Source organism: Actinoplanes solisilvae (assembly GCF_003999975.1).
In the GTDB taxonomy this organism is placed as follows: domain Bacteria; phylum Actinomycetota; class Actinomycetes; order Mycobacteriales; family Micromonosporaceae; genus Actinoplanes; species Actinoplanes solisilvae.
This window is the reverse complement of sequence record NZ_RJAC01000001.1, coordinates 1,028,590-1,046,907: the sequence shown is the minus strand read 5'-3', so window position 1 is coordinate 1,046,907 and position 18,318 is coordinate 1,028,590. Positions and strand designations below refer to the sequence as shown.

The 18,318-nt window shown below is 71.2% G+C and carries 19 protein-coding genes; 8 read left to right on the top strand and 11 right to left on the bottom strand.

All coding sequences use genetic code 11. The features are described 5' to 3' along the window. Nucleotides 1-29: 29 nt before the first annotated feature. From radA to EER30_RS05010, 3 genes are all read right to left on the bottom strand, one after another. On the bottom strand, nucleotides 30-1,448 hold the full coding sequence (radA, locus tag EER30_RS05020; RefSeq protein WP_127498661.1) for a DNA repair protein RadA: 1,419 nt from the start codon (nucleotides 1,446-1,448) through the stop codon (nucleotides 30-32). Between the two features lie 29 nt (nucleotides 1,449-1,477). Continuing rightward, complete coding sequence (locus tag EER30_RS05015; protein ID WP_127498658.1) at nucleotides 1,478-2,158, bottom strand: hypothetical protein; 681 nt, start codon at nucleotides 2,156-2,158, stop codon at nucleotides 1,478-1,480. A gap of 97 nt (nucleotides 2,159-2,255) precedes the next feature. After that, a complete protein-coding gene (locus EER30_RS05010; protein ID WP_127498657.1) occupies nucleotides 2,256-3,083 on the bottom strand; it encodes a UbiA family prenyltransferase in 828 nt (275 codons plus the stop codon). A 46-nt stretch (nucleotides 3,084-3,129) separates the two neighbouring features. On the opposite strand from EER30_RS05010, the gene EER30_RS05005 reads away from it, so the two are divergent. From EER30_RS05005 to EER30_RS04990, 4 genes are read left to right on the top strand one after another with little or no spacing between them, the layout of a single operon-like run. Further along, on the top strand, nucleotides 3,130-3,858 hold the full coding sequence (locus EER30_RS05005) for a methyltransferase domain-containing protein (protein WP_127498655.1): 729 nt from the start codon (nucleotides 3,130-3,132) through the stop codon (nucleotides 3,856-3,858). Beyond that, a complete protein-coding gene (locus tag EER30_RS05000) occupies nucleotides 3,855-5,009 on the top strand; it encodes an acyl-CoA dehydrogenase family protein (protein ID WP_127498653.1) in 1,155 nt (384 codons plus the stop codon). The genes EER30_RS05005 and EER30_RS05000 overlap by 4 nt, the downstream gene beginning before the upstream one ends. Nucleotides 5,010-5,042: 33 nt before the next feature. After that, on the top strand, nucleotides 5,043-6,098 hold the full coding sequence (locus EER30_RS04995; RefSeq protein WP_432417519.1) for a type III polyketide synthase: 1,056 nt from the start codon (nucleotides 5,043-5,045) through the stop codon (nucleotides 6,096-6,098). Then, complete coding sequence (locus tag EER30_RS04990) at nucleotides 6,095-6,553, top strand: DUF6023 family protein (protein WP_127498649.1); 459 nt, start codon at nucleotides 6,095-6,097, stop codon at nucleotides 6,551-6,553. The genes EER30_RS04995 and EER30_RS04990 overlap by 4 nt, the downstream gene beginning before the upstream one ends. Nucleotides 6,554-6,701: 148 nt before the next feature. On the opposite strand, the gene EER30_RS04985 is transcribed toward EER30_RS04990, so the two are convergent. Continuing rightward, entirely contained in the window at nucleotides 6,702-6,920 is a 219-nt protein-coding gene (locus tag EER30_RS04985) for a hypothetical protein (RefSeq protein ID WP_127498647.1), read from the bottom strand. 292 nt (nucleotides 6,921-7,212) lie between these two features. Beyond that, nucleotides 7,213-7,983: a hypothetical protein gene (locus EER30_RS04980; protein ID WP_127498646.1), complete on the bottom strand. Its 771-nt coding sequence runs from the start codon at nucleotides 7,981-7,983 to the stop codon at nucleotides 7,213-7,215. Between the two features lie 336 nt (nucleotides 7,984-8,319). On the opposite strand from EER30_RS04980, the gene EER30_RS04975 reads away from it, so the two are divergent. The 4 genes from EER30_RS04975 (at nucleotide 8,320) to EER30_RS04960 (ending at nucleotide 11,433) form a co-directional block, all read left to right on the top strand. Continuing rightward, entirely contained in the window at nucleotides 8,320-8,805 is a 486-nt protein-coding gene (locus EER30_RS04975; protein WP_030443670.1) for a CarD family transcriptional regulator, read from the top strand. 50 nt (nucleotides 8,806-8,855) lie between these two features. Further along, nucleotides 8,856-9,548, top strand: a complete 693-nt coding sequence (gene ispD / locus EER30_RS04970) for a 2-C-methyl-D-erythritol 4-phosphate cytidylyltransferase (protein ID WP_127498644.1) — start codon at nucleotides 8,856-8,858, stop codon at nucleotides 9,546-9,548. A 94-nt stretch (nucleotides 9,549-9,642) separates the two neighbouring features. Then, on the top strand, nucleotides 9,643-10,116 hold the full coding sequence (ispF, locus tag EER30_RS04965; protein ID WP_127498642.1) for a 2-C-methyl-D-erythritol 2,4-cyclodiphosphate synthase: 474 nt from the start codon (nucleotides 9,643-9,645) through the stop codon (nucleotides 10,114-10,116). Nucleotides 10,117-10,269: 153 nt separating this feature from the next. Further along, nucleotides 10,270-11,433 (top strand): tetratricopeptide repeat protein, encoded by a 1,164-nt coding sequence (locus EER30_RS04960; protein WP_127498640.1) that lies wholly within the window; start codon nucleotides 10,270-10,272, stop codon nucleotides 11,431-11,433. Between the two features lie 136 nt (nucleotides 11,434-11,569). Here the strand turns inward: EER30_RS04960 and EER30_RS04955 are convergent, their stop codons facing one another. The 6 genes from EER30_RS04955 to EER30_RS04930 are packed head-to-tail and all read right to left on the bottom strand — an operon-like array spanning nucleotide 11,570 to nucleotide 18,139. Further along, nucleotides 11,570-12,553, bottom strand: a complete 984-nt coding sequence (locus EER30_RS04955; protein WP_127498638.1) for an N-acetylglucosamine kinase — start codon at nucleotides 12,551-12,553, stop codon at nucleotides 11,570-11,572. Then, on the bottom strand, nucleotides 12,550-13,806 hold the full coding sequence (locus EER30_RS04950) for a family 4 glycosyl hydrolase (RefSeq protein ID WP_127498636.1): 1,257 nt from the start codon (nucleotides 13,804-13,806) through the stop codon (nucleotides 12,550-12,552). Before EER30_RS04950 ends, EER30_RS04955 begins: the two co-directional genes overlap by 4 nt. Continuing rightward, a complete protein-coding gene (locus tag EER30_RS04945) occupies nucleotides 13,803-14,687 on the bottom strand; it encodes a carbohydrate ABC transporter permease (RefSeq protein ID WP_127498634.1) in 885 nt (294 codons plus the stop codon). The genes EER30_RS04950 and EER30_RS04945 overlap by 4 nt, the downstream gene beginning before the upstream one ends. Then, the gene (locus tag EER30_RS04940) at nucleotides 14,684-15,622 is read right to left on the bottom strand and encodes a carbohydrate ABC transporter permease (protein ID WP_127498632.1); all 939 of its coding nucleotides are present in this window, start codon (nucleotides 15,620-15,622) and stop codon (nucleotides 14,684-14,686) included. The genes EER30_RS04945 and EER30_RS04940 overlap by 4 nt, the downstream gene beginning before the upstream one ends. A 6-nt stretch (nucleotides 15,623-15,628) precedes the next feature. Next, nucleotides 15,629-16,936, bottom strand: coding sequence for an ABC transporter substrate-binding protein (locus EER30_RS04935; RefSeq protein WP_127498630.1), 1,308 nt, complete (start codon nucleotides 16,934-16,936; stop codon nucleotides 15,629-15,631). Between the two features lie 21 nt (nucleotides 16,937-16,957). Beyond that, nucleotides 16,958-18,139: an ROK family transcriptional regulator gene (locus tag EER30_RS04930; protein WP_127498628.1), complete on the bottom strand. Its 1,182-nt coding sequence runs from the start codon at nucleotides 18,137-18,139 to the stop codon at nucleotides 16,958-16,960. Nucleotides 18,140-18,318: the final 179 nt, after the last annotated feature.

Below are 18,318 nucleotides of genomic sequence, written 5' to 3'. Positions count from 1 at the left end.
CGACGAATGCTCCGTAGCGTGATGAAACGTCACCGTCGGTCACCGCCGTGGGAGGCTGACGCCCGGGCCGCCGACTGCAGGGCCGACCGCAGATCGCTCACCTCGGTCACCTCGATGCCCTTGGGTGCCTCGGGGGCACAACCGGGCGGAACGAGCGCCACCTTGAAGCCGAGCCGGGCCGCCTCGGCCAGCCGCCGGCCGACCGCCCCGACCCGCCTGATCTCGCCGGTCAGGCCGACCTCGCCGATCGCCACCAGGTGGGGCGCCATCGCCAGGTCGAGCCCGCCGGAGGCGACCGCGAGCGCCATGGCCAGGTCGGCCGAGGGCTCGGTCAGGCGGATGCCGCCGACGGTGGCCGCGAAGACCTCGCGGTTGTAGAGCTTGAGCTGTTTGGTGCGGCGCTCGAGCACGGCGAGCACCATCGCCAGCCGGGCGCTGTCGAGGCCCGAGACGGTGCGCCGCGGCGAACCCTGCACCTCGGCGCCGATCAGGGCCTGCACCTCGGTGACCAGAGCCCGGCGGCCCTCCATGGCCACGGTCACGCAGGTGCCGGGGACGGGTTCGGAGTAGCGGGTGAGGAAGAGGCCGGACGGGTCGGGCAGGCTGGCGATGCCGTTCTCGTTCATCTCGAAGCAGCCCACTTCGTCGGCCGCGCCGTAGCGGTTCTTCACCCCGCGCACCAGGCGCAGCGACGAGTGTTTGTCGCCCTCGAAGTGGAGCACGACGTCGACCAAGTGTTCGAGCACGCGGGGGCCGGCGACTTGGCCGTCCTTGGTCACGTGGCCGACCAGGACGGTGGCGATGCCCCGCTCTTTGGCCACGCCGACCAGGGCGGAGGTGACCGCGCGCACCTGGGTGACGCCGCCCGGGACGCCCTCGGTGCCGGGGGCCGAGATCGTCTGCACCGAGTCGAGCACGAGCAGGCCGGGCTTGACCGCGTCGAGGTGGCCGAGGACGGCGCCGAGGTCGCTCTCGGAGGCCAGATAGAGCTGCTCGTGGAGGGCGCCGAGCCGCTCGGCGCGCAGCCGCACCTGGCTCACCGACTCTTCGCCACTGACCACGAGGGACGGTGTGCCCGAATGGGCGGCCCACTGCTGGGCCACGTCGAGCAGGAGTGTGGATTTGCCCACACCGGGCTCGCCGGCCAGCAGCACCACCGCGCCGGGCACGAGACCGCCGCCGAGCACCCGGTCGAGCTCGCCGACGTTGGTCGGGACGGCACGGGCGGGGGCCGCGCTGATCGTGGCGATCGGGCGGGCCGGTTCGGCCGGCAGACGGGAGCTGACCACCCGGCCGGCACCGAGCGGCGCGGTGACCGTTGACTCGATGACCGAACCCCACTCGCCGCACTCGGGGCAGCGGCCCAGCCACTTGGGTGGCTGGTGACCGCAGGCGTCACAGACGAAGGAGGGGCGGGCGGCCTTGGCGGTGGTGCGGGACGTGCTCACCCCGCAAAGCTAGCGGGACGGTACGACAATTACTCGTGGTCCTCGCCGGACTCGACCGGGCCACGCGAGGCCGGCGAGAGCGGGATGGCGAACGGGGCCACCAGCTCGAGCGGCTGGGTGGTGCCGCTGACCTCGAAGACCAGGCTCAGCGAGTTGCCCGGGGCGAGGCGGTCGCTCAGGCCGACGGCCAGGACCTTCTGATCGTCCTCAGGCAGGAACGTCGCGCTGCCCAGGGCCGGGATCGTGATGCGCGCGGGCTGCACCGAAGGCGCCGCGGGCTCGGCCGGCGCCGACGGGGACGCGGAGGCGGACGGGGCGACCGACGCGGAGGCCGAGGCGGACGGAGCGGCGGAAGCAGTGGCGGCCGGCCCGGTGAGGCCGATCTGGCGGGCCGAGACGATGCCCGCGGTCTCGGTCTGCTGCGGCCGGCTGCTGATCAGCACGGTGATCGGCGCCTGCGTCTGGTTGAACAGCGCCAGCTCGAGCTGGGCGTTGCCGTTGGCCGGGAACCCCTCGGCGTCGTCGTAGACGACCTGGAGGTTGCGGATCTCGAGACGGCCGTCGGGGCTCTGCGTGTTCAGACCCGAGATCGGGGTCTTCAGGAGGGCGGTCTCGGCGACCTGGCCGGCCGAGCAGCCGGACAGTGCGATCACGGCGGCCGTGGCAACACCCGCGGCCAGAGCGACGCGGCGGGTTCCCAGCGAGCGCATCACGATCCTCCAAGCTGATCAAGCCGAACACCAACGAACTCAGGCGTAAGGCTCAGCCTAGAGGTCGGTGATCGGGCGCGTGCGCCGACCCGTCCAATCACACCACCCGGCCGCTGGAGATGAGCAGCAGAACGTCGATCAGAGCGACGAGGATCACCGCCCGGAACATGGCGACCGCGCGTCCCTTCGCGCGCCGGGCGGCGTACCACCCGAGGGGAAGGACCACGACGGAGGCCGCGGCGGCCACCCAGCCCGGCCACGACGGTGGCCCGGGAGGCCCGAAGACCAGCGTCAGCGTGGCCGCCAGCAGGAGCAGGGCCGCCGCGACCGAGGAGCCGGTCGCGGCGAGCCGGTGCGGCAGCCCGCGCACGCCGGTGGCCTCGTCGTCGGCGAGATCGGGCAGCACGTTGGCGAAGTGGGCGCCGCCGCCGAGCAGCGCCCCCGCGGCGACCAGCCAGGCCGGCGGCGTCGGATGGCCCGGCAGCGCCACCACCACGAAGGCCGGGAGCAGGCCGAACGCCACCAGATAGGGCACCACCGAGAACGCGGTCGATTTCAGCGGCCAGTCGTAGAGCAGCGCGAACACGCCCACCAGCGTGATCAGCACGGTGGCCCGCAGCCCGAACGGCAGCCCGAGCAGGGGGATGGCCAGCGAGGCGACAAGACCGGCGATCCCCACCGTACGGCGGGAAACCGCCCCGGACGCGACCGGCTTGTCGCGCCGTCCGGTCGCCGCGTCGCGGTCGGCGTCGAGCCAGTCGTTGACCCAGCCCACGGAGAGCTGGGTCGCCCCCACGGCCGCGAAGACGCCGAGGATCGACCAGCCGCGGTGTCCGACTCCGATCGCCAGCAAAGTCATGGCCACGGTGACCGCACCGCCGGGTTCCGGGTGGGACGACTTGATCACCGAGAGCACGCGGGACATGCATGCAGTGTGGCGGGTGTGACCGATGCATGCCAGGCTCGATCACATGCCGTCGAACGGACGTAACGATCCGCGACAGTACGACGACCTCGCTGACCACTGGTGGCGCCCGGGTGGCGCCTTCGAGCTGCTGCATTGGCTGGCCGCGGCCCGTGCGGCCCTGATCCCGCCCGCCCGGGTGCCGGGCGCCGTGCTGGTCGACGCCGGCTGCGGGGGCGGACTCCTCGCCCCGCATCTGCGCGGAAAGGGCTACCGGCACATCGGGATCGACCTTCGTGTGTCCGGTCTCACCCAGGCGGCGTTCCGCGGGATTCGGCCGGTGCGCGGCGACGTGACGGCCATCCCGCTGGCGACCGGTTCGGCCGACGTCGTGGTCGCGGGCGAGATCCTCGAGCACGTCACCGACATGCCGGCCACCGTCGCCGAGCTCTGCCGGGTGCTGCGGCCGGGCGGGCTGCTGGTGCTCGACACGGTCAACGACAACCCGCTCAGCCGCTTCGTGACGGTCACCCTGGGCGAGCTGATCGGGCTCGCCCCCGTGGGCCTGCACGACCCCGCGCTCTTCGTCGACCCGCGCCGGCTCACCGCCGAGTGCGCCGCCCATGGCGTACGCCTCCAGGTGCGCGGCGCCCGCCCCAGCCTGCCCGGCATCGTCCGCTGGCTCGTGCCGCGCTCGCGGCCCGACAGCGGTGGCCCCCTGGGCCGCATCGTTCCCACCCGGTCGACCGCCGTGCTCTATCAGGGCTACGGCCGTAAGGCAGAGGAGCTCGCATGATCGCAGAGGCCCGGCGGCTCGCGCCCCGGTTCGCGGCCCGCGCCGCCGGCTATGACCGGGACGGCGCCTTCCCCGTCGACGACTTCGCCGACCTGCGCGCCGCAGGACTGTTCGGCCTCATGGTCCCGGCCCGGCTGGGCGGCGCGGGCGCGAGCTTCTCCGACTACGCCGCGGCCGCGTACGAGCTCGCCCGCGGCAACGGCGCCACCGCGTTGATCTTCAACATGCACGCGTCGGTGACCGGCGCGCTGGCCGGCGTCACCGACGAGCTGGCCGACGCCCTGGGGCTCTCGGCCGAGGCGCTGCAGGCCCGCGACGATCACCTGCGTGCGGCCGCCGAGGGCAAGTGGTACGCGGTGGCCATGAGCGAGCGCGGCGCGGGCTCCCGGTTGTCCCAGCTCAGCACGTCGTACGAGGTGGTCGACGGCGGCTATCGCATCAGGGGCGCCAAGACGTTCTGCTCGGGCGCCGGGCACGCCGACGCCTATCTGGTCGCCGCCCGCAGTGCCGCCGACCCGTCGCAGGTCTCGCAGTTCCTGGTGCCGGCCGGCGACGGCCTGCGGGTCGAGCCGACGTGGGACGCGCTCGGGATGCGCGCGACGGGGTCGCACGACCTGCACGTCGACGTGACAGTGCCGTACGCGGCCCTGCTCGGTGGGGTCGAGGGCCTGGCGCTGGTCGTGGCCCAGATCGCGCCGCACTGGATGGTGGCCAGCTATGCCGCCGTCTATGTCGGGGTGGCTCGCGCGGCCGTCGACGCGGCGATCGAGCACGTCAACGAGCGCAAGCTCGGCCACCTGCCGGCGATCCGCGCGCGCATTGGCCGGGCCGACGCGGCGGTGGCGGCGGCCCACCTGGCGGTCCTCGAGGCGGCCCGACGGGTCGACGAGCAGCCCGGCGAGGCCGAGACGACCCGCTGGGTGTGGCGGGCCAAGCTGCTGGCCGGAACGACCGCGGCCGAGGTGGCCGCCTCGATGCTGGAGGCCGCCGGCACCTCCGCGATGCGCCGCGGGCATCCCCTGGAGCGTCTCTACCGGGACGCACGTGCCGGATCGCTGCAACCGGCTACCAGCGATGTGTGTGCGGACTGGCTGGGGGTAGACGCGCTCGGTGGCGACGCCGACTCGGAAGGTTCCGCGCCGCGCTGGTAGGCGGCTTTCGCAGGCAGGGAGGCGCACGTGGAACTGAAGGCGACCATCGCGGGGATGGGTACGGCACTGCCGCCGTCGGCCCGGCAGGACGAACTGTGGGAGACCTGTTTCGCGCGGCACTACGCGCCCGAGAAGCGGGCGCTGGCCAAGCGGATCTTCGAAAACTCCGGCGTACGGACCCGGCAGGCGGCGGTGAGCCCGCTGCTCGAGGACGTCTCGGACTGGTCGACCGAGCAGCGCATGCGCCGCTACCTGGTCGAGGCGCTGCCGCTCGGCAAGGAAGCGGTGTCGCGCGCCCTGACCGACGCCGGCGTCGAGGCCGGCCAGCTCGGGCTCTTCGCGGTGTGCTCGTGCACCGGCTACGCGACTCCCGGCCTCGACATCCTGCTCGCCCGCGACCTCGGCATGTCACCGACCGTGCAAAGACTCTTCGTGGGGCACATGGGTTGTTACGCGGCGCTACCCGGGCTGGGGTCGGTGTCCGACTTCGTGGTGGCCCGCGAGAAGCCGGCGCTGCTGCTCTGCGCCGAGCTGACCAGCCTGCACCTTCAACCACCCCGAGCCCGTACGGATCTCCAGCAGATCGTTTCGCACGCCCTCTTCGCCGACGCGGCCGCCGCTGTCGTGCTCACGCCGGGCGGCCCCGGATTCGCCGTCCGCGAGGTAGCCGCGGTCACCGACACAACCACAGCCGACCACATGACGTGGGAGGTCACCGACCTCGGCTTCCGCATGGGCCTGTCGCCGCGCGTGCCGTCGGTGCTGAAGCTGCACGTCCGCAAGCTTGTCGACGACCTGCTCGACCGGCACGGGCTGACCATCGCCGAGGTCGACGGCTGGGCGATCCACCCCGGCGGCCCCAAGATCCTCGACGTCGTCCAGCAACAACTCGGTCTCGATGACGAGGCGCTCGCCCCCTCCCGCGGGGTGCTTTCGGCGTACGGGAACTGTTCGTCGCCGACCGTGTTGCTGGTGCTCGACGCGCTGCGCAGCCGGGAGCGGCCGCCCCGGCTCGTGGTCATGCTGGCGTTCGGGCCGGGTCTCACCCTCTACGGAACGCTGCTGGAGGCCTCTACAGTCACATCGTGACGGGTGAGCGGGCGCGCGGCGCGGTCCTCTACGCGGCGGCCGCGGCGCTGGTCGCCGGTGGGGCGACCTGGTGGTTCCTCTCGGCCCCGCCCGACCGCGGGAGCGACCAGGTCAAGCAATGGCAGGCGGCCGTCGAGCAGGCGCTGCCCGACACCGACGAGCAGATCGACGCCGAGACGGCGACGCTGGCAGCCGGCGACGAGCGCCCGTTCGTGACCGCGGTCGACACCGACGAATACCTGGTGTCGGTCGTCTGCCGGGGCGGGCCGGACACCTATGTGCGGGTCAGCCTGAGCGAGAGCGGCCGCGATTCGGGGCAGGGCCTGCGCTGCTCCGACGAGCGCCGCCCGGACAGCTTCAAGGTCGGTCTGGCCGACGAACTGCGCCTGTACGTGATCGTCGGCGAGCCCGGCCCGGTCGTCTTCCGCTACTCGCTCCAGCGCGTCCCGAGCTGACGGCGCGTTCGTCGAGCGCGCCTGGTTCTCCGCCGCCGCCCGCCGCAAGAACGGGCACACCGAAGTGCGGTATCCGCGCCGGCGGCGGGCGTTGATGCCGATCCGCTGGTACCACGGCACCTTCACGATCAGCGGCCGGCAGCTGCGCCTACCGGCTGCCCGTGGCCGCCCGCCGCTGCGCGTGGGGCTGGACCGGGCCGTGCCGTACCCGACTGGCACCGTCCGGTCGGTGACGCTGCTGTTCGATGCCGGGCGGCTCTGGATCGATGTCACCGCCGAACTGCCCGTCGCCACCTACCCCGACCACGCCCGGCCCGATCCGGACCGGGTAGCCGGGGTTGATCTGGGTTGTCAGTTCGCCGGGCATCGTGATGTTGCCGCGGCGTTCACCATCGCCACCCGCACCCCGGGCGGCGCCACCACCACCCCAGCCCAACCCTGTTCTGGGATGGTCACGGACCGTCGAGCCGGAACCCACCTCCCCGGACGGGGACCGGCACGGCGTGACCCCGCCGCCGACCACCATCGGCAGCAGGAGGGTCCCTTGGCCGGCGGAGGCCCGCCCCGCCAACCGTGGTGGGGAGTCGCTCGCCCACACCCATGGACGAGGATCCACAAACCGACCGGTCACAACCCGGCCAACGTTCGTGGACACCGCACTAGAGACGAGCCAGGTCGGGGCGGAAGTCGTCGACCGAGGCCGTGCGGGGGACCAGGCGGACGATCTCGAAGCGGCCGTCGACCAGGACGGCGGCCGCCGTCGTGTCGGGGGCGCCGAGGTGCAGGTGGGAGCGCAGGCTGCCGGTCGGGTCGTGGAGGGTGCGCACGGTCTTGCCTGCGGCCTGGGGCGTGGCACCGGTCGGCGGCGTGCCGGCGGTGGCGGCCGACGCGGCCGCGGCCGAGACGGTGATGACGGCGATCTCGGGGCCGACCGCGTCGATGGTGTCGGAAATCAGGCTCGAGCACGCGCAGCCGTCGACGAGCAGGATGACTGCCGGTAGACGGTCTCTCAGGGTCACCGTGCGACCGTCGGGGGCGAGCAGCTCGAGCGCGGGTAGGGTCGACACCCGGTCGGCGGTGGTGGTCGCTGTGCGCTGGGCGACGGGCTGCCGCGGCGGGCCGGGCCACGCGGAGGCGAAGAGGCTGGCCACGGTGACCAGGACGGCGAGCGAGATGATCAAGACCGGGGCGCGGAGCGCGGTGGACACGACGCGGCGCAGCCGGCGCATCGCGGGGCGGCGGGCCAGCCGCTGCCAGCGCGTGGGCGGGTCGCTCAGCCGCAACTCAGCGCGGACGGCCTCGACCTCGTCGGAGAGCTCGGAGAGGTCGTCGGGGATGACGATGGTGCCCCACTCGGCGGGCAGGTCGGGCAGGTCGTCGGGCGAACCGCCATCCGACGACCATCCGCCGTTGCCGCTCGCACCAGCCATGACTCACCCTCCCCCCAAGCCGACCCAGTCGTTCTTCGGTCGGGGACCTTGTATCCCAGCCTTCCCTACGCACGGCCCGACCGCCAGTAGTGCGCGCTTCCGGACCTTAGCGATAAGCTTGACCTCACAAACGCCGTAGGTGCGAAATATCCGACTTGCACGATAAAGCCGTCACCAAACGGTGACTGAGAGTTACTGAGGCAGCTCCAAGCGCTTATGTCAAGCCGCAGAAACGCCCATCACAGGGCCTCTGAGCTGCACTAACAGTCACCGGCTGGGCGGGACATAGCTGCCTGAGCGTGTTACCCTAGACACAGCGAAAGGGGCTTCGAACCTATGGTTTTCAGTGTCGGCGAGACCGTTGTTTACCCCCACCACGGGGCCGCACTCATCGAGGCGATCGAGACTAGGGTCATCAAGGGCGAGGAAAAGCAGTACCTCGTTCTGCGCGTCGCCCAGGGCGACCTGACTGTGCGGGTGCCCGCTGAGAACGCCGAGATCGTCGGCGTGCGCGAAGTGGTTGGCGAGGAAGGCCTGGGGAAGGTCTTCGACGTCCTCCGCGCTCCGCACACCGAGGAGCCGACGAACTGGTCGCGGCGTTACAAGGCCAATCTCGAGAAGCTTGCTTCCGGTAACCCCCTCAAGGTTGCCGAGGTCGTGCGCGACCTCTGGCGTCGCGAGCGCGAGCGTGGCCTCTCCGCCGGAGAGAAGCGCATGCTGGCCAAGGCCCGCGACATCCTCGTCGGTGAGGTCGCTCTGGCAGAGAAGAGCACCAAGGACGAGGCTGAGGTTCTCCTCGACAAGGTCCTTACCGAGGCCTGATCCAACCCTCATCTCAAGTTGAAACACGTGCATCCGCACAGGACCGCGACGTGACCGCGAAGCTCAATGCCCGCGGTGACGTCGCGGTCCTGGTTCCGGCGGCAGGCGCCGGCGTTCGGCTCGGCCCCGGCGGCCCCAAGGCCCTGCGACTGCTCGCGGGCGAGCCGCTGCTCGTTCACGCGATTCGTCGCGTGGCCGCCTCGCCGTCCGTCCGCCTCATCGTGGTCGCCGCTCCAGCGGCCGAGGTCGAGGCGGTTCAGGCTCTGCTGGCGCCGGTCGCGCCGGTCACCGTGGTGGCCGGTGGGGCCGAGCGTCAGGAGTCCGTCGGCCGGGCCTTGGCCGTCGTGCCGCCCGAGATCGACATCGTGCTCGTGCACGACGCGGCCCGCGCCCTCACCCCGCCCGAGATCGTCGAGTCGGTGGCCGCAGCCGTGCGCGCGGGCCATCCCGCCGTGATCCCGGTGCTGCCCGTGGTCGACACCATCAAAGAGGTCGACCCCGGCGAAACGGTGCTGGGCACGGTCGACCGTTCGGTGCTGCGCAGCGTGCAGACGCCGCAGGGCTTCCGGCACAGTGTGCTGGCGGCCGCCCACGCGTCCGCGGCCGACCCGCTGACCGACGACGCCGGCCTGGTCGAGAAGGCCGGGCTTCCGGTCACCTGCATCCCGGGCTCCGACCTGGCCCTGAAGATCACCCGCCCCCTCGACCTGGTCCTGGCCGAGGCCCTGCTCCAGTTGCCCTAGGCGAATCCTGTTCTGAGCGACGGCCGCCCTGAGCGAGGGCTGCTCGATCGGGCCGAGGAGCTGGCCGCGGAGGGCTGTTCAGTAATCTGGCTCGGTGATCAACCAGCGGGTCGGGATCGGGACGGACGTGCACGCCTTCGAACCGGGGCGGCCCTGCTGGGTGGCTGGGCTGCTGTGGCCCGACGATGTGGGCCTGGCCGGGCATTCCGACGCCGACGTGGCCGCGCACGCCGCCTGCGATGCCCTGTTCGGCGCCTCCGGGCTGGGCGATCTGGGCAGCAACTTCGGCACGTCACGGCCGGAGTGGGCCGGAGCCTCCGGGGTCGCCTTGCTGACCGAGAGCGCGCGGCTCGTACGGGCGGCGTCCTTCGAGATCGTGAACGTCTCGATCCAGGTGATCGGCAACCACCCCAAGATCGGCGAGCGCCGGGCCGAGGCCCAGGAGGTGCTGTCGGCCGCCGTGGGGGCGCCGGTCACGGTCTCGGGCACCACGACCGACGGGCTCGGTCTGACGGGCCGCGGCGAAGGACTGGCCGCGACGGCGATCGCGCTGATCTCCCAGCTTTGAGGCGGGAGCGCGACTCCGAGGTTCGCGTGGAGCGGCCCCCCGCCGGGGCTCCGGACGACAGTCGCCCGTTTTGTCGCGCGGGAAGGTCGCGTGGGCGGGACGGGCGCCTCACCCGGGAACGCGTCGGTGGTCGGGAGCGCCTACGCTCGGAGCGTGGCCGCGCCCCTGGAACCAGAGACCACGCCGGAGGAGTACCGGCAGCGTGCGCTTCTGCTTGCCGACCTCGGGCGTTATGACGAGGCCGCGCAAGAGATCGCGTCCGGGCTGACGGCGGCGCCCGACGAACCCAGCCTGCTGGCGACCCTGGCTCGCATTCACCTGGCCGCCGAGCAGCCGGGCGAGGCGCTGCGGGCCGCCGACAAGGCCGCGGCCGCCGCCCCTGACACCCTCACCGGCATGGTGGTGCGGGCCATGGCGCTCACCGACAGCCGGCAGTTCGGGGAAGCAGCCCGGGTGGCGTCCGAGATCCTGCGTCAGTGGCCGGCCGACGCCTACGCCCAGCGCACCGGGGCCGCGCTGCTCAGCGAGTCGCGCAACGGGCAGGAGGCGCTGAACGCGGCCTGGAACGCCGTGCGCGTCGCACCGTCCGAGGCCGAGGCCCACCTCGTGCTGGCCGTGGTGGCGGCCCGCCTGCGGCTGTTCGATCTGGCCCAGCGGGCGTACGCGCAAGCCCTTGATCTTGATCCCGCGGTGGGGGATGCCCAGCGCGACATGGGGATCGTGCGGTTCGAGCGGCGGCGGTGGGCCCAGGCGCTCGAGGCGCTGGCCGACGGCGCGACGCTCCCGACCGCGCCGGAACCCGATCGGGAGGGCGAATATCCGTCGCCGTTCCCGCGGAAATACCCGGCGCCCGACCGGGTCGATCCCGACGAGGGCAAGGAGCGAGGGTCGGGGAGCTGGGTGGACGAGTCGGCGATCAGCCGCCCGGCCGAGCCCGTGCTCGATCCGTCGGAACCGTCCGCCGCCGCTGTGCGCAGGGGAGTGCTCTACGGCGTCATCGCGACGGTGATCGCGGGCGTCATGGCCGGGCTGATGACGTTGGCCAGCGAGGGCATCTCTCGGGCCTGGGCCGGGGTGATCGGGCTCCTGATCTTCGTGGGTGTGGTCGTCGCGCTGAACCGGATCGTGCCCGAACCGCTGGCCCGAGCGCTAGGACGACTCCGCACCCACGACCGCAAGCTGGCCGCTGCGGCTTATGTCGGTTTCGTGGCGCCACTGCTGCTGTTCGTCTATGCCCTCGTCGGCGGTCTTGTTCCGCTGGCGACCGGCGTGGTGCTCGCCGGCCTCGCCGCCCTGCTGATCCAAACCCGCCGTTGAAGTCCCAAATCCGCCGCCAGCGATCCGAGCCCGCCGCTAGCGATCCGAGCCCGCCGCTAGCGATCCGAGCCCGCCGCTAGCGATCCGAGCCCGCCGCTAGCGATCCGAGCCCGCCGCTAGCGATCCGAGGCCCCGGCTAAGCCGCGGCCGTCGCGGCCAGGGCCGTGCGCAGCTTGGCCTCGCTGTCGGTGTGGCCGAGCGCGTCCAGCGCCAGCAGCGCCGCGCCCGTCACCGGCGGAACATCAGGAACGGTGACTTCCACGAGCGGCGCCTGGCGGCGGGCGCCCGCCACCACCTGACGATGCAGCACGGGATGCTGGGCCTGCAGGACGCTGCCGCCCAGCACCAGGGCGTGCGGCCGGTCCAGCAGCGACAGACGAGAGGCGGCCACCCGATGCTGGGCCAGGATCTCGCCGGCCTGCCGCGCGATCAACGCCGAAGCCACCCGATCACCGGACGAGGCCACCCCGAAGAGAACATGCGACAACGACGGAACACGCGAGCGCGGGATCTCGCCCAGATGGATCGCGATCGAGACCGCCTCGACCGTGGGCCGGTCGAAATGGGCGGCCACGGCGGCACTGAGAGCCGTCGCTTCGCCCCGCCCGTCCTCACCCCGCGCGGCCAGGTGCAACGCCTGGTCCGCGAGGTCGTGCCCGCCACCCCAGTCGCCCGAGATGGGCCCCAGAGCCACAAAGCGCGCCGTACGCCCGTCAGCTGCGCGGCCGACACAGTTGGTGCCCGCCCCGCAGACCACCGTGACCGCGTCCGGCATCGACGTGCCCGACCGCAGCAGCGCGAAGCAGTCGTTGTCCACGATGGTCCGACCGGCCCATCCCGCGGCCGAAAGGGCGTCGTGGAGTTCGGTGACCTCGTGCGGCAGGTCGGCCCCGGCCAGGTAGGCGGCCGTGAGCGCGACCGGAGTCCCGAAGTGCAGTCCCGCCTGTTCGAAGGCGGCCCGCACCAGGGAGTCGAGCACGGCGACCGCCCCGTCCAGCCCGATGTTGTGCGGCGACGACGTGCCGCCCCGCGCGTATGCGAGCACCGAGCCGTCGGTAGCGCCCAGCACCACGTCCGTCTTCGAGTTGCCCCCGTCGATCGCCAGGTAGAGCGACCTCATCGCGCCCACGCGAGGTGCGCGCGCCCACTGGCGATCAGCTTGTCGGCCAGCCTGTCGGCCCGGTCGTGCTGTCCGATCAGCGGGTGCGCCAGCAGGGCGTGGTAGACGCGGTCGCGCCCGCCCCGAAGGGCCGCGTCCAGGGCGAGTTCCTCGTACCCCGAGACGTGGCTGATCAGCCCCGAGAGGTCGGGCGGCAGCGGGTTCAACGGCAGCACCTCCGGCCCGGAAACCGAGGCGCGGGCCGAGACCTCGATGACCGACTCGTCGGGCAGGAACGGCAGCGTGCCCTCGTTGCGGACGTTGACCGAGTGCACCGCCGCGTCGTCGTACCCGTGCAGCGACGCGATCAGCCCTACCGCCGCCTCGGAGTAGTACGCCCCGCCGCGCTCCGCGAGCAGCGCCGGCTTCTCGACCAGGGAAGGCGAGCGGTACATCTCGAGCAGCGTCGCCTCGAGCTCGGCCACCCGCTGCCCCCGCGTCGGCGCGCCCTGCGACTCCCGTACGTGGCGGTCGTGGTCGTAGAAGTAGGACAGGTAGTACGAGGGCACGTTGCCCAGCAGGCTCAGCACTCGCGGAGGCAGATCGACGGAGGCGGCCAGCGAGTCGAGATGGGAGGAGAGCAGCGAGGGCAACCGGTCGACGCCGTCGACGTAGGCCGCGCGTTCCCAGGTCAGGTGGTTGAGGCCGACGTGTTCGAGGGTCACCTCCGGCGGCGTGACCCTCAGGTGCTCGGCGAACCGCCGCTGGAAGCCGATCGCCACGTTGCACAGCCCGACCGCGCGATGTCCCGCGTCGAGCAGCGCCCGGGTCACGATGCCGACCGGGTTGGTGAAGTCGATGATCCACGCGCCGGGGCGGGCCCGACGGCGGACGCGCGCGGCCACGTCGAGGGCGACCGGGACCGTACGCAGGGCTTTGGCCAGGCCGCCGGCACCCGTGGTCTCCTGGCCGACGCAGCCGCAGTCGAGGGGGAACGTCTCGTCGGCGATGCGCGCCTGCTGGCCGCCGACCCGAAGCTGGATGAGAACCACGTCGGCGTCGGTCACGCCCGCGTCCAGGTCGGTGGTCCACCAGAGCTTGGCCGGGTGCCCGAACTCGGTCAGGATGCGGGCCGCGAACGCGCCCACGATCTCGAGCCGCGGAGCCGCCGGGTCGATCAGCACCAGTTCGGTGACCATCGAGCCGAGCCGGGCGAAGCCGTCGACCAGCTCCGGGGTGTAGGTGGAGCCGCCGCCGATGACTGCGATTTTCAACCCTTGAATCCCGTCAGTGTGATGCCTTGGACGAAGGCACGCTGGGCGAAGAAGAAGATGACGATGAGCGGGGCCATCGCCAGCACCGTTGCTGCCGTGACGAGATTCCAGTCGACGTGATGGACACTGTGGAATGACGCGAGGCCGAGCGACAGCGTCCACGCGTTCTCGTTCTCGCTGGTGTAGAGCAGCGGGCCGTAATAGTCGTTCCAGCAGTAGAAGAACTGGAACAGCCCGGCCGCCGCGATGCCCGGGCGGGCCATCGGCAGCACGACGCGCAGCAGCGTGCGCCATTCGCCGCAGCCGTCGACCCGCGCCGCGTCCAGATATTCGCTCGGGATCGTGAGCAGGAACTGGCGCAGCAGGAAGACGCAGAAGGCGTCGCCGAACAGGGCGGGGACGATCAGCGGCCAGAGCGACCCGGTCAGCCCGGCGTTGGCCCACATCAGGTAGAGCGGCACGGTCACGACCTGCGGCGGGAGCATCATCACGCAGATCACGACCAGGAACAGCGCGTTGCTGCCGCGGAACTTCAACTTCGCCAGGGCGTACGCCGCGGGGACGCTGGAGAGCAGCACCAGAACCGTCGACGACACCGCGTAGATGACCGTGTTGAGCAGATAGTGCGGGAGCGGGGTCACCTCGAAGACCCGCACGTAGTTCTCGGGATGCCACGTGTTCGGCCAGTAGTCGCTGGTCAGCGCCTGATCACTGGTCATCAGCGAGAGCAGCACGAGATAGACGACCGGCGTCACGAACATGATCCCGATGGCGATCGCGATGCTGTGCCGCGCGATCCACGCCAGCCGTCGTTGCCGCTTGAAACGCCGATCGGGAGGCGCGGTCTCCAGGGCCGGCGGCGCAGCCAGAACAGCGGTCACGATTCCTCCCCCGAGAAGGCCTTGGCCCGGCGCAGCAGGAACAGCGTGACCGCGAGCGCGACCACGAAGAGCCCGATGGCCAGCGCGTTGGCATAGCCGAGCGCGCTGTAGCGGAAGCCGACGGTGTAGAGCCACAGCGGGTACGTGAACGTCGAGCCCTCGGGGAAGCCGAAGTTCGACGAGATCCCGCCGCCGACGGTGGCCTGCCCGCTGGCGATCGAGCCGGCCACCGCCGCCTGGTCGAAGTACTGCAACGTGTAGATCACGCCGGTGACCGCGGCGAACAGGATCACCGGGCGGATCGTCGGCAGCGTGATCGACCGGAAGCGCTGCCAGGCGTTGGCGCCGTCCAGCGACGCGGCCTCGTAGAGGCTGGACGGCACGCCGAGCACGGCGGCCAGGAAGATCACCATCAGGTCGCCGATCGCCCAGAGGCCGAGCAGGACGAGCGACGGCTTGGCCCAGGCCGGAGAGTTGAACCAGAGCGGGCCCTCGATGCCGATCATTTCGAGGAAGTGGTTGACCGGGCCGGTGCCCGGTTTGAGCAGGTAGACGAACGCGATCGTGGCGGCCACCGGCGGGACCAGAGCGGGCAGGTAGAACAGCGTGCGGAAGAAGCCCGCGCCGCGCCGTAGCTGGGTGAGCAGCATCGACAGGCCGATCGCCCCGAGGATCCGTACCGGGACGAGAACGACCACCATCCACAACGTGTTGCGGATCGACTGCAGCAGGAACGGGTCGTCGGCCATCCTGCGGTAGTTGTCGAGCCCGACCCACTCAGGCACCGAGAGCAGGTCGAACTTCGTGAACGAGAAGTAGACCGCCGAACCCAAGGGGTACAGGAAGAACACCGCGATGCCGATCAGCACCGGCGCGAGGAACGACAGGGTCGTCGCGCCCTTGCGGACCCGTACACCCAAAGGTTTGGCTGTCATGAGTGATCAGCCGCCGAGGGTCATGACGCTGTTGATCTGCTTGTCCGCCTCGGCCAGGCCCGCGTCGAGGTCCTTGACCTTGCCGGACTGGTAGCCGTTCAGGAACTGCCCGAAGGTCTCCTGGTAGGCCGGGCCCGACGACGAGGGCGGCGTCGTCGACGAGTTCGGGTTGGTGAAGATGTCGATGAACGTCTTGAAGTCGGCGTCCGCGTGCAGACCCGGGTCGTTGATCGCCGCGGTCGTGGTCGGGATGTTCTTGAGCAGCCCGGCCAGCTTCACGATCGCCTGGTCGTTGGTGGTCAGATACTTGATCAGTTCCCAGGCGGCTTCGGGGTTCTTCGCGTTCTTGCTGATCCCGACGATGTTGCCGGTGACGTAGCCGCCGCCGTAGTGGGCGGCGTCGCTGGTCGGGATGGGCGCCACGCCGTACTTGAGGTTGGGGCTCTGGTCCTTGACGAAGGCCAGGCGATATTCGGCGTCGATGTTGATCGCGACCTGGCCCTTCTGGAAGGCGTTGTCGGCGCTGTACTCGTCGCCCAGGCCGGCGCGGAACTTCGTCAACTTGTCGTAGCCGTACCAGTCGACGAGGTTCTTCTGCCAGGTCAGCAGCGTCTTCCAGGCCGGGTCGCTGCCGATCGCCGACTTGCCGTCGTCGGTGAGCCACTTCGCGCCCACGGCCGGGGCGAGGTGCGAGGGCGAGTTCTCGTAGAAGTCGTAGAGCGGCAGGAACCCGACGGTCTTGAGCGAGCCGTCCGGGTTCTTCACGGTCAACTTCTTGGCGTACGCCGTCAGCTCGTCGAGCGTCTTGGGCGGCGCGCTCAGTCCGGCCTTGGCGAACAGGTCCTTGTTGTAGAACATGCCGTACGCGTCGGCGAGGAACGGCATGGCGCAGCGCTTGCCCTGGAACTCGGTGTAGGACCGCGTCGTCGCGTTCAGCTTGGCCAGGTCGACCTGGTCGCGGTCGATGTACTGCTTGAGGTCGACCCACGCACCGGACGCGCAGAACTTGCCCACGATGTCGGTCGAGTAGGAGAGCCCTACGTCGGGCCCGTTGCCGGCGCCGATGGCCTGGGTGACCTTGGAGTCGTCCTGCCCGGCCTTGATCGTGACCTTGATCTTCGGGTGGTCGTTCTCGAAGTCCTTGACCACCTGGGCGATCGCGTCGGCCTCGCGCTCGGTGAAGAAGTGCCACAGCTCGACCGTGCCGGACACCTCCGTACCGGGGTCGGCGATCTTGTTCTCCTTGGGGGCCGGCGTGCAACCGGCCGACAACAGAATCAGGGCAAAAAGGGCAGGCGCGAGCCGTTTGTTCACTGTGGCCTCTCAGACTGGGGGTTAAGAGGAGCGGATCGAGGCGATGAGGGCGTCGTGGACCGCGGCCAGCCCGGCGTCGAGCGCGCCGAGCAGCACCGCGTCGTCGTCGATGGCGGTGACGGCGATCGAGCTCTCCAGCGGGGCCGCGCGGCGCACCGCGAAGGTCACGGCGGAGAGCAGCGTCGCGCCGCCGGCCTGGGCGATCGGGCCGGCCAGCACGACCAGGTAGGGGTCGAGCACGGCGATCACCGCGGCCAGGCCGATCACGATGCGGTCGGCCAGGGCGATCAGGAAGTCGCCGCCGTTGGCCGGGTCGGCCGCCGCGGCCCGGACCACCTCGGCCGGAGTGCCGCCGGGCACGCCGTTGTCCCGGGCCAGCTCGAGGATGGCCGCGCCGCCGAAGAGGTCTTGCAGGTCGAGTTTGCGATGGGACGAGTCGGGCGAGTAGAGCGGCATGTAGCCGATCTCGCCGGCGCCGCCGCGCGCGCCGCGCATCAGCGTGCCGGCCATGTCGATGGCCAGACCGAGGCCCTCCTCGCCCAGCCACAGCAGGGCGAAGCCTTCGGCGTCACGGCCCACGCCCCGCTGCCGTTCGGCGATCGCGGCCAGGTTGACGTCGTTGTCGACGTCCACCTCGGTGCCGAGCGCCGCCGCGAGCTGGGGCACCAGGCCCGTACGCCCGAAGCCGGGCACGTCGACGTGCCGAATGGTCTCGGTGTGCGGGTCGTAGGAGCCGGCCACGCCGAACTGCACGTGGCGGATGCGCTCGGCCGGGACGCCGGCCTCCGCGCTGAGGCGCGCGACCACGTCGACCAGGGCGGTCAGCGGGTCGGTGGTGAGGAAGTCGACGCGCGACTCGACCCGCCCGCGCACCTCGCCGGTGAGGTCGCAGAGCGCGGCGACCACTGAGGGGGCGCCGCTCGCGCCGATGTCGCGCACGGAGACGGCGGCTGCGTAGGCCGCGTCGGGGTTGGCGTTGTAGATCTCCGCGTTCGGTCCGGGGCGGCCGCTGTTGTGGCCGACCACGTTGATCAGGCCGGCCTCGGTGAGCCGGCGCAGCACCTCGGAGATCGTCGGGGTCGACAGCGCGGTGAGCTTGCGCAGGTCGGCCCGCGTGAGCATGCCGGGATCCAGCAGGTGGGCCAGGGCCGCGCTTTCGTTCATGGCGCGCAGCAGTTTGGACGAACCGGCCAGACGGGTCACGGCGGCTCCCGGGCGAGTCGGAGCGATAGGCAAACTGGCTAACAGTTAGCCGGACGTTAGGCCGACCATCGACGGGTGTCAAGGGTCTGCCCACAGCCTAGGCCAGTTGATCGATGACTATTGATAAACCTTTTTAACTGTTCTAGCGTCTCTCCTCATCGCGCGATTCATCCCCCATG

Bases quoted from the DNA above. Each gene is read 5' to 3' on its own strand.
- EER30_RS04955 (WP_127498638.1), bottom strand. From the start codon at position 12,553: ATGAGGTCGCTCTACCTGGCGATCGACGGGGGCAACTCGAAGACGGAC.
- EER30_RS04940 (WP_127498632.1), bottom strand. From the start codon at position 15,622: ATGACAGCCAAACCTTTGGGTGTACGGGTCCGCAAGGGCGCGACGACC.
- EER30_RS05010 (WP_127498657.1), bottom strand. From the start codon at position 3,083: ATGTCCCGCGTGCTCTCGGTGATCAAGTCGTCCCACCCGGAACCCGGC.
- EER30_RS04975 (WP_030443670.1), top strand. From the start codon at position 8,320: ATGGTTTTCAGTGTCGGCGAGACCGTTGTTTACCCCCACCACGGGGCC.
- EER30_RS04980 (WP_127498646.1), bottom strand. From the start codon at position 7,983: ATGGCTGGTGCGAGCGGCAACGGCGGATGGTCGTCGGATGGCGGTTCG.
- EER30_RS05005 (WP_127498655.1), top strand. From the start codon at position 3,130: ATGCCGTCGAACGGACGTAACGATCCGCGACAGTACGACGACCTCGCT.
- EER30_RS05015 (WP_127498658.1), bottom strand. From the start codon at position 2,158: ATGCGCTCGCTGGGAACCCGCCGCGTCGCTCTGGCCGCGGGTGTTGCC.
- EER30_RS04985 (WP_127498647.1), bottom strand. From the start codon at position 6,920: ATGCCCGGCGAACTGACAACCCAGATCAACCCCGGCTACCCGGTCCGG.
- EER30_RS05000 (WP_127498653.1), top strand. From the start codon at position 3,855: ATGATCGCAGAGGCCCGGCGGCTCGCGCCCCGGTTCGCGGCCCGCGCC.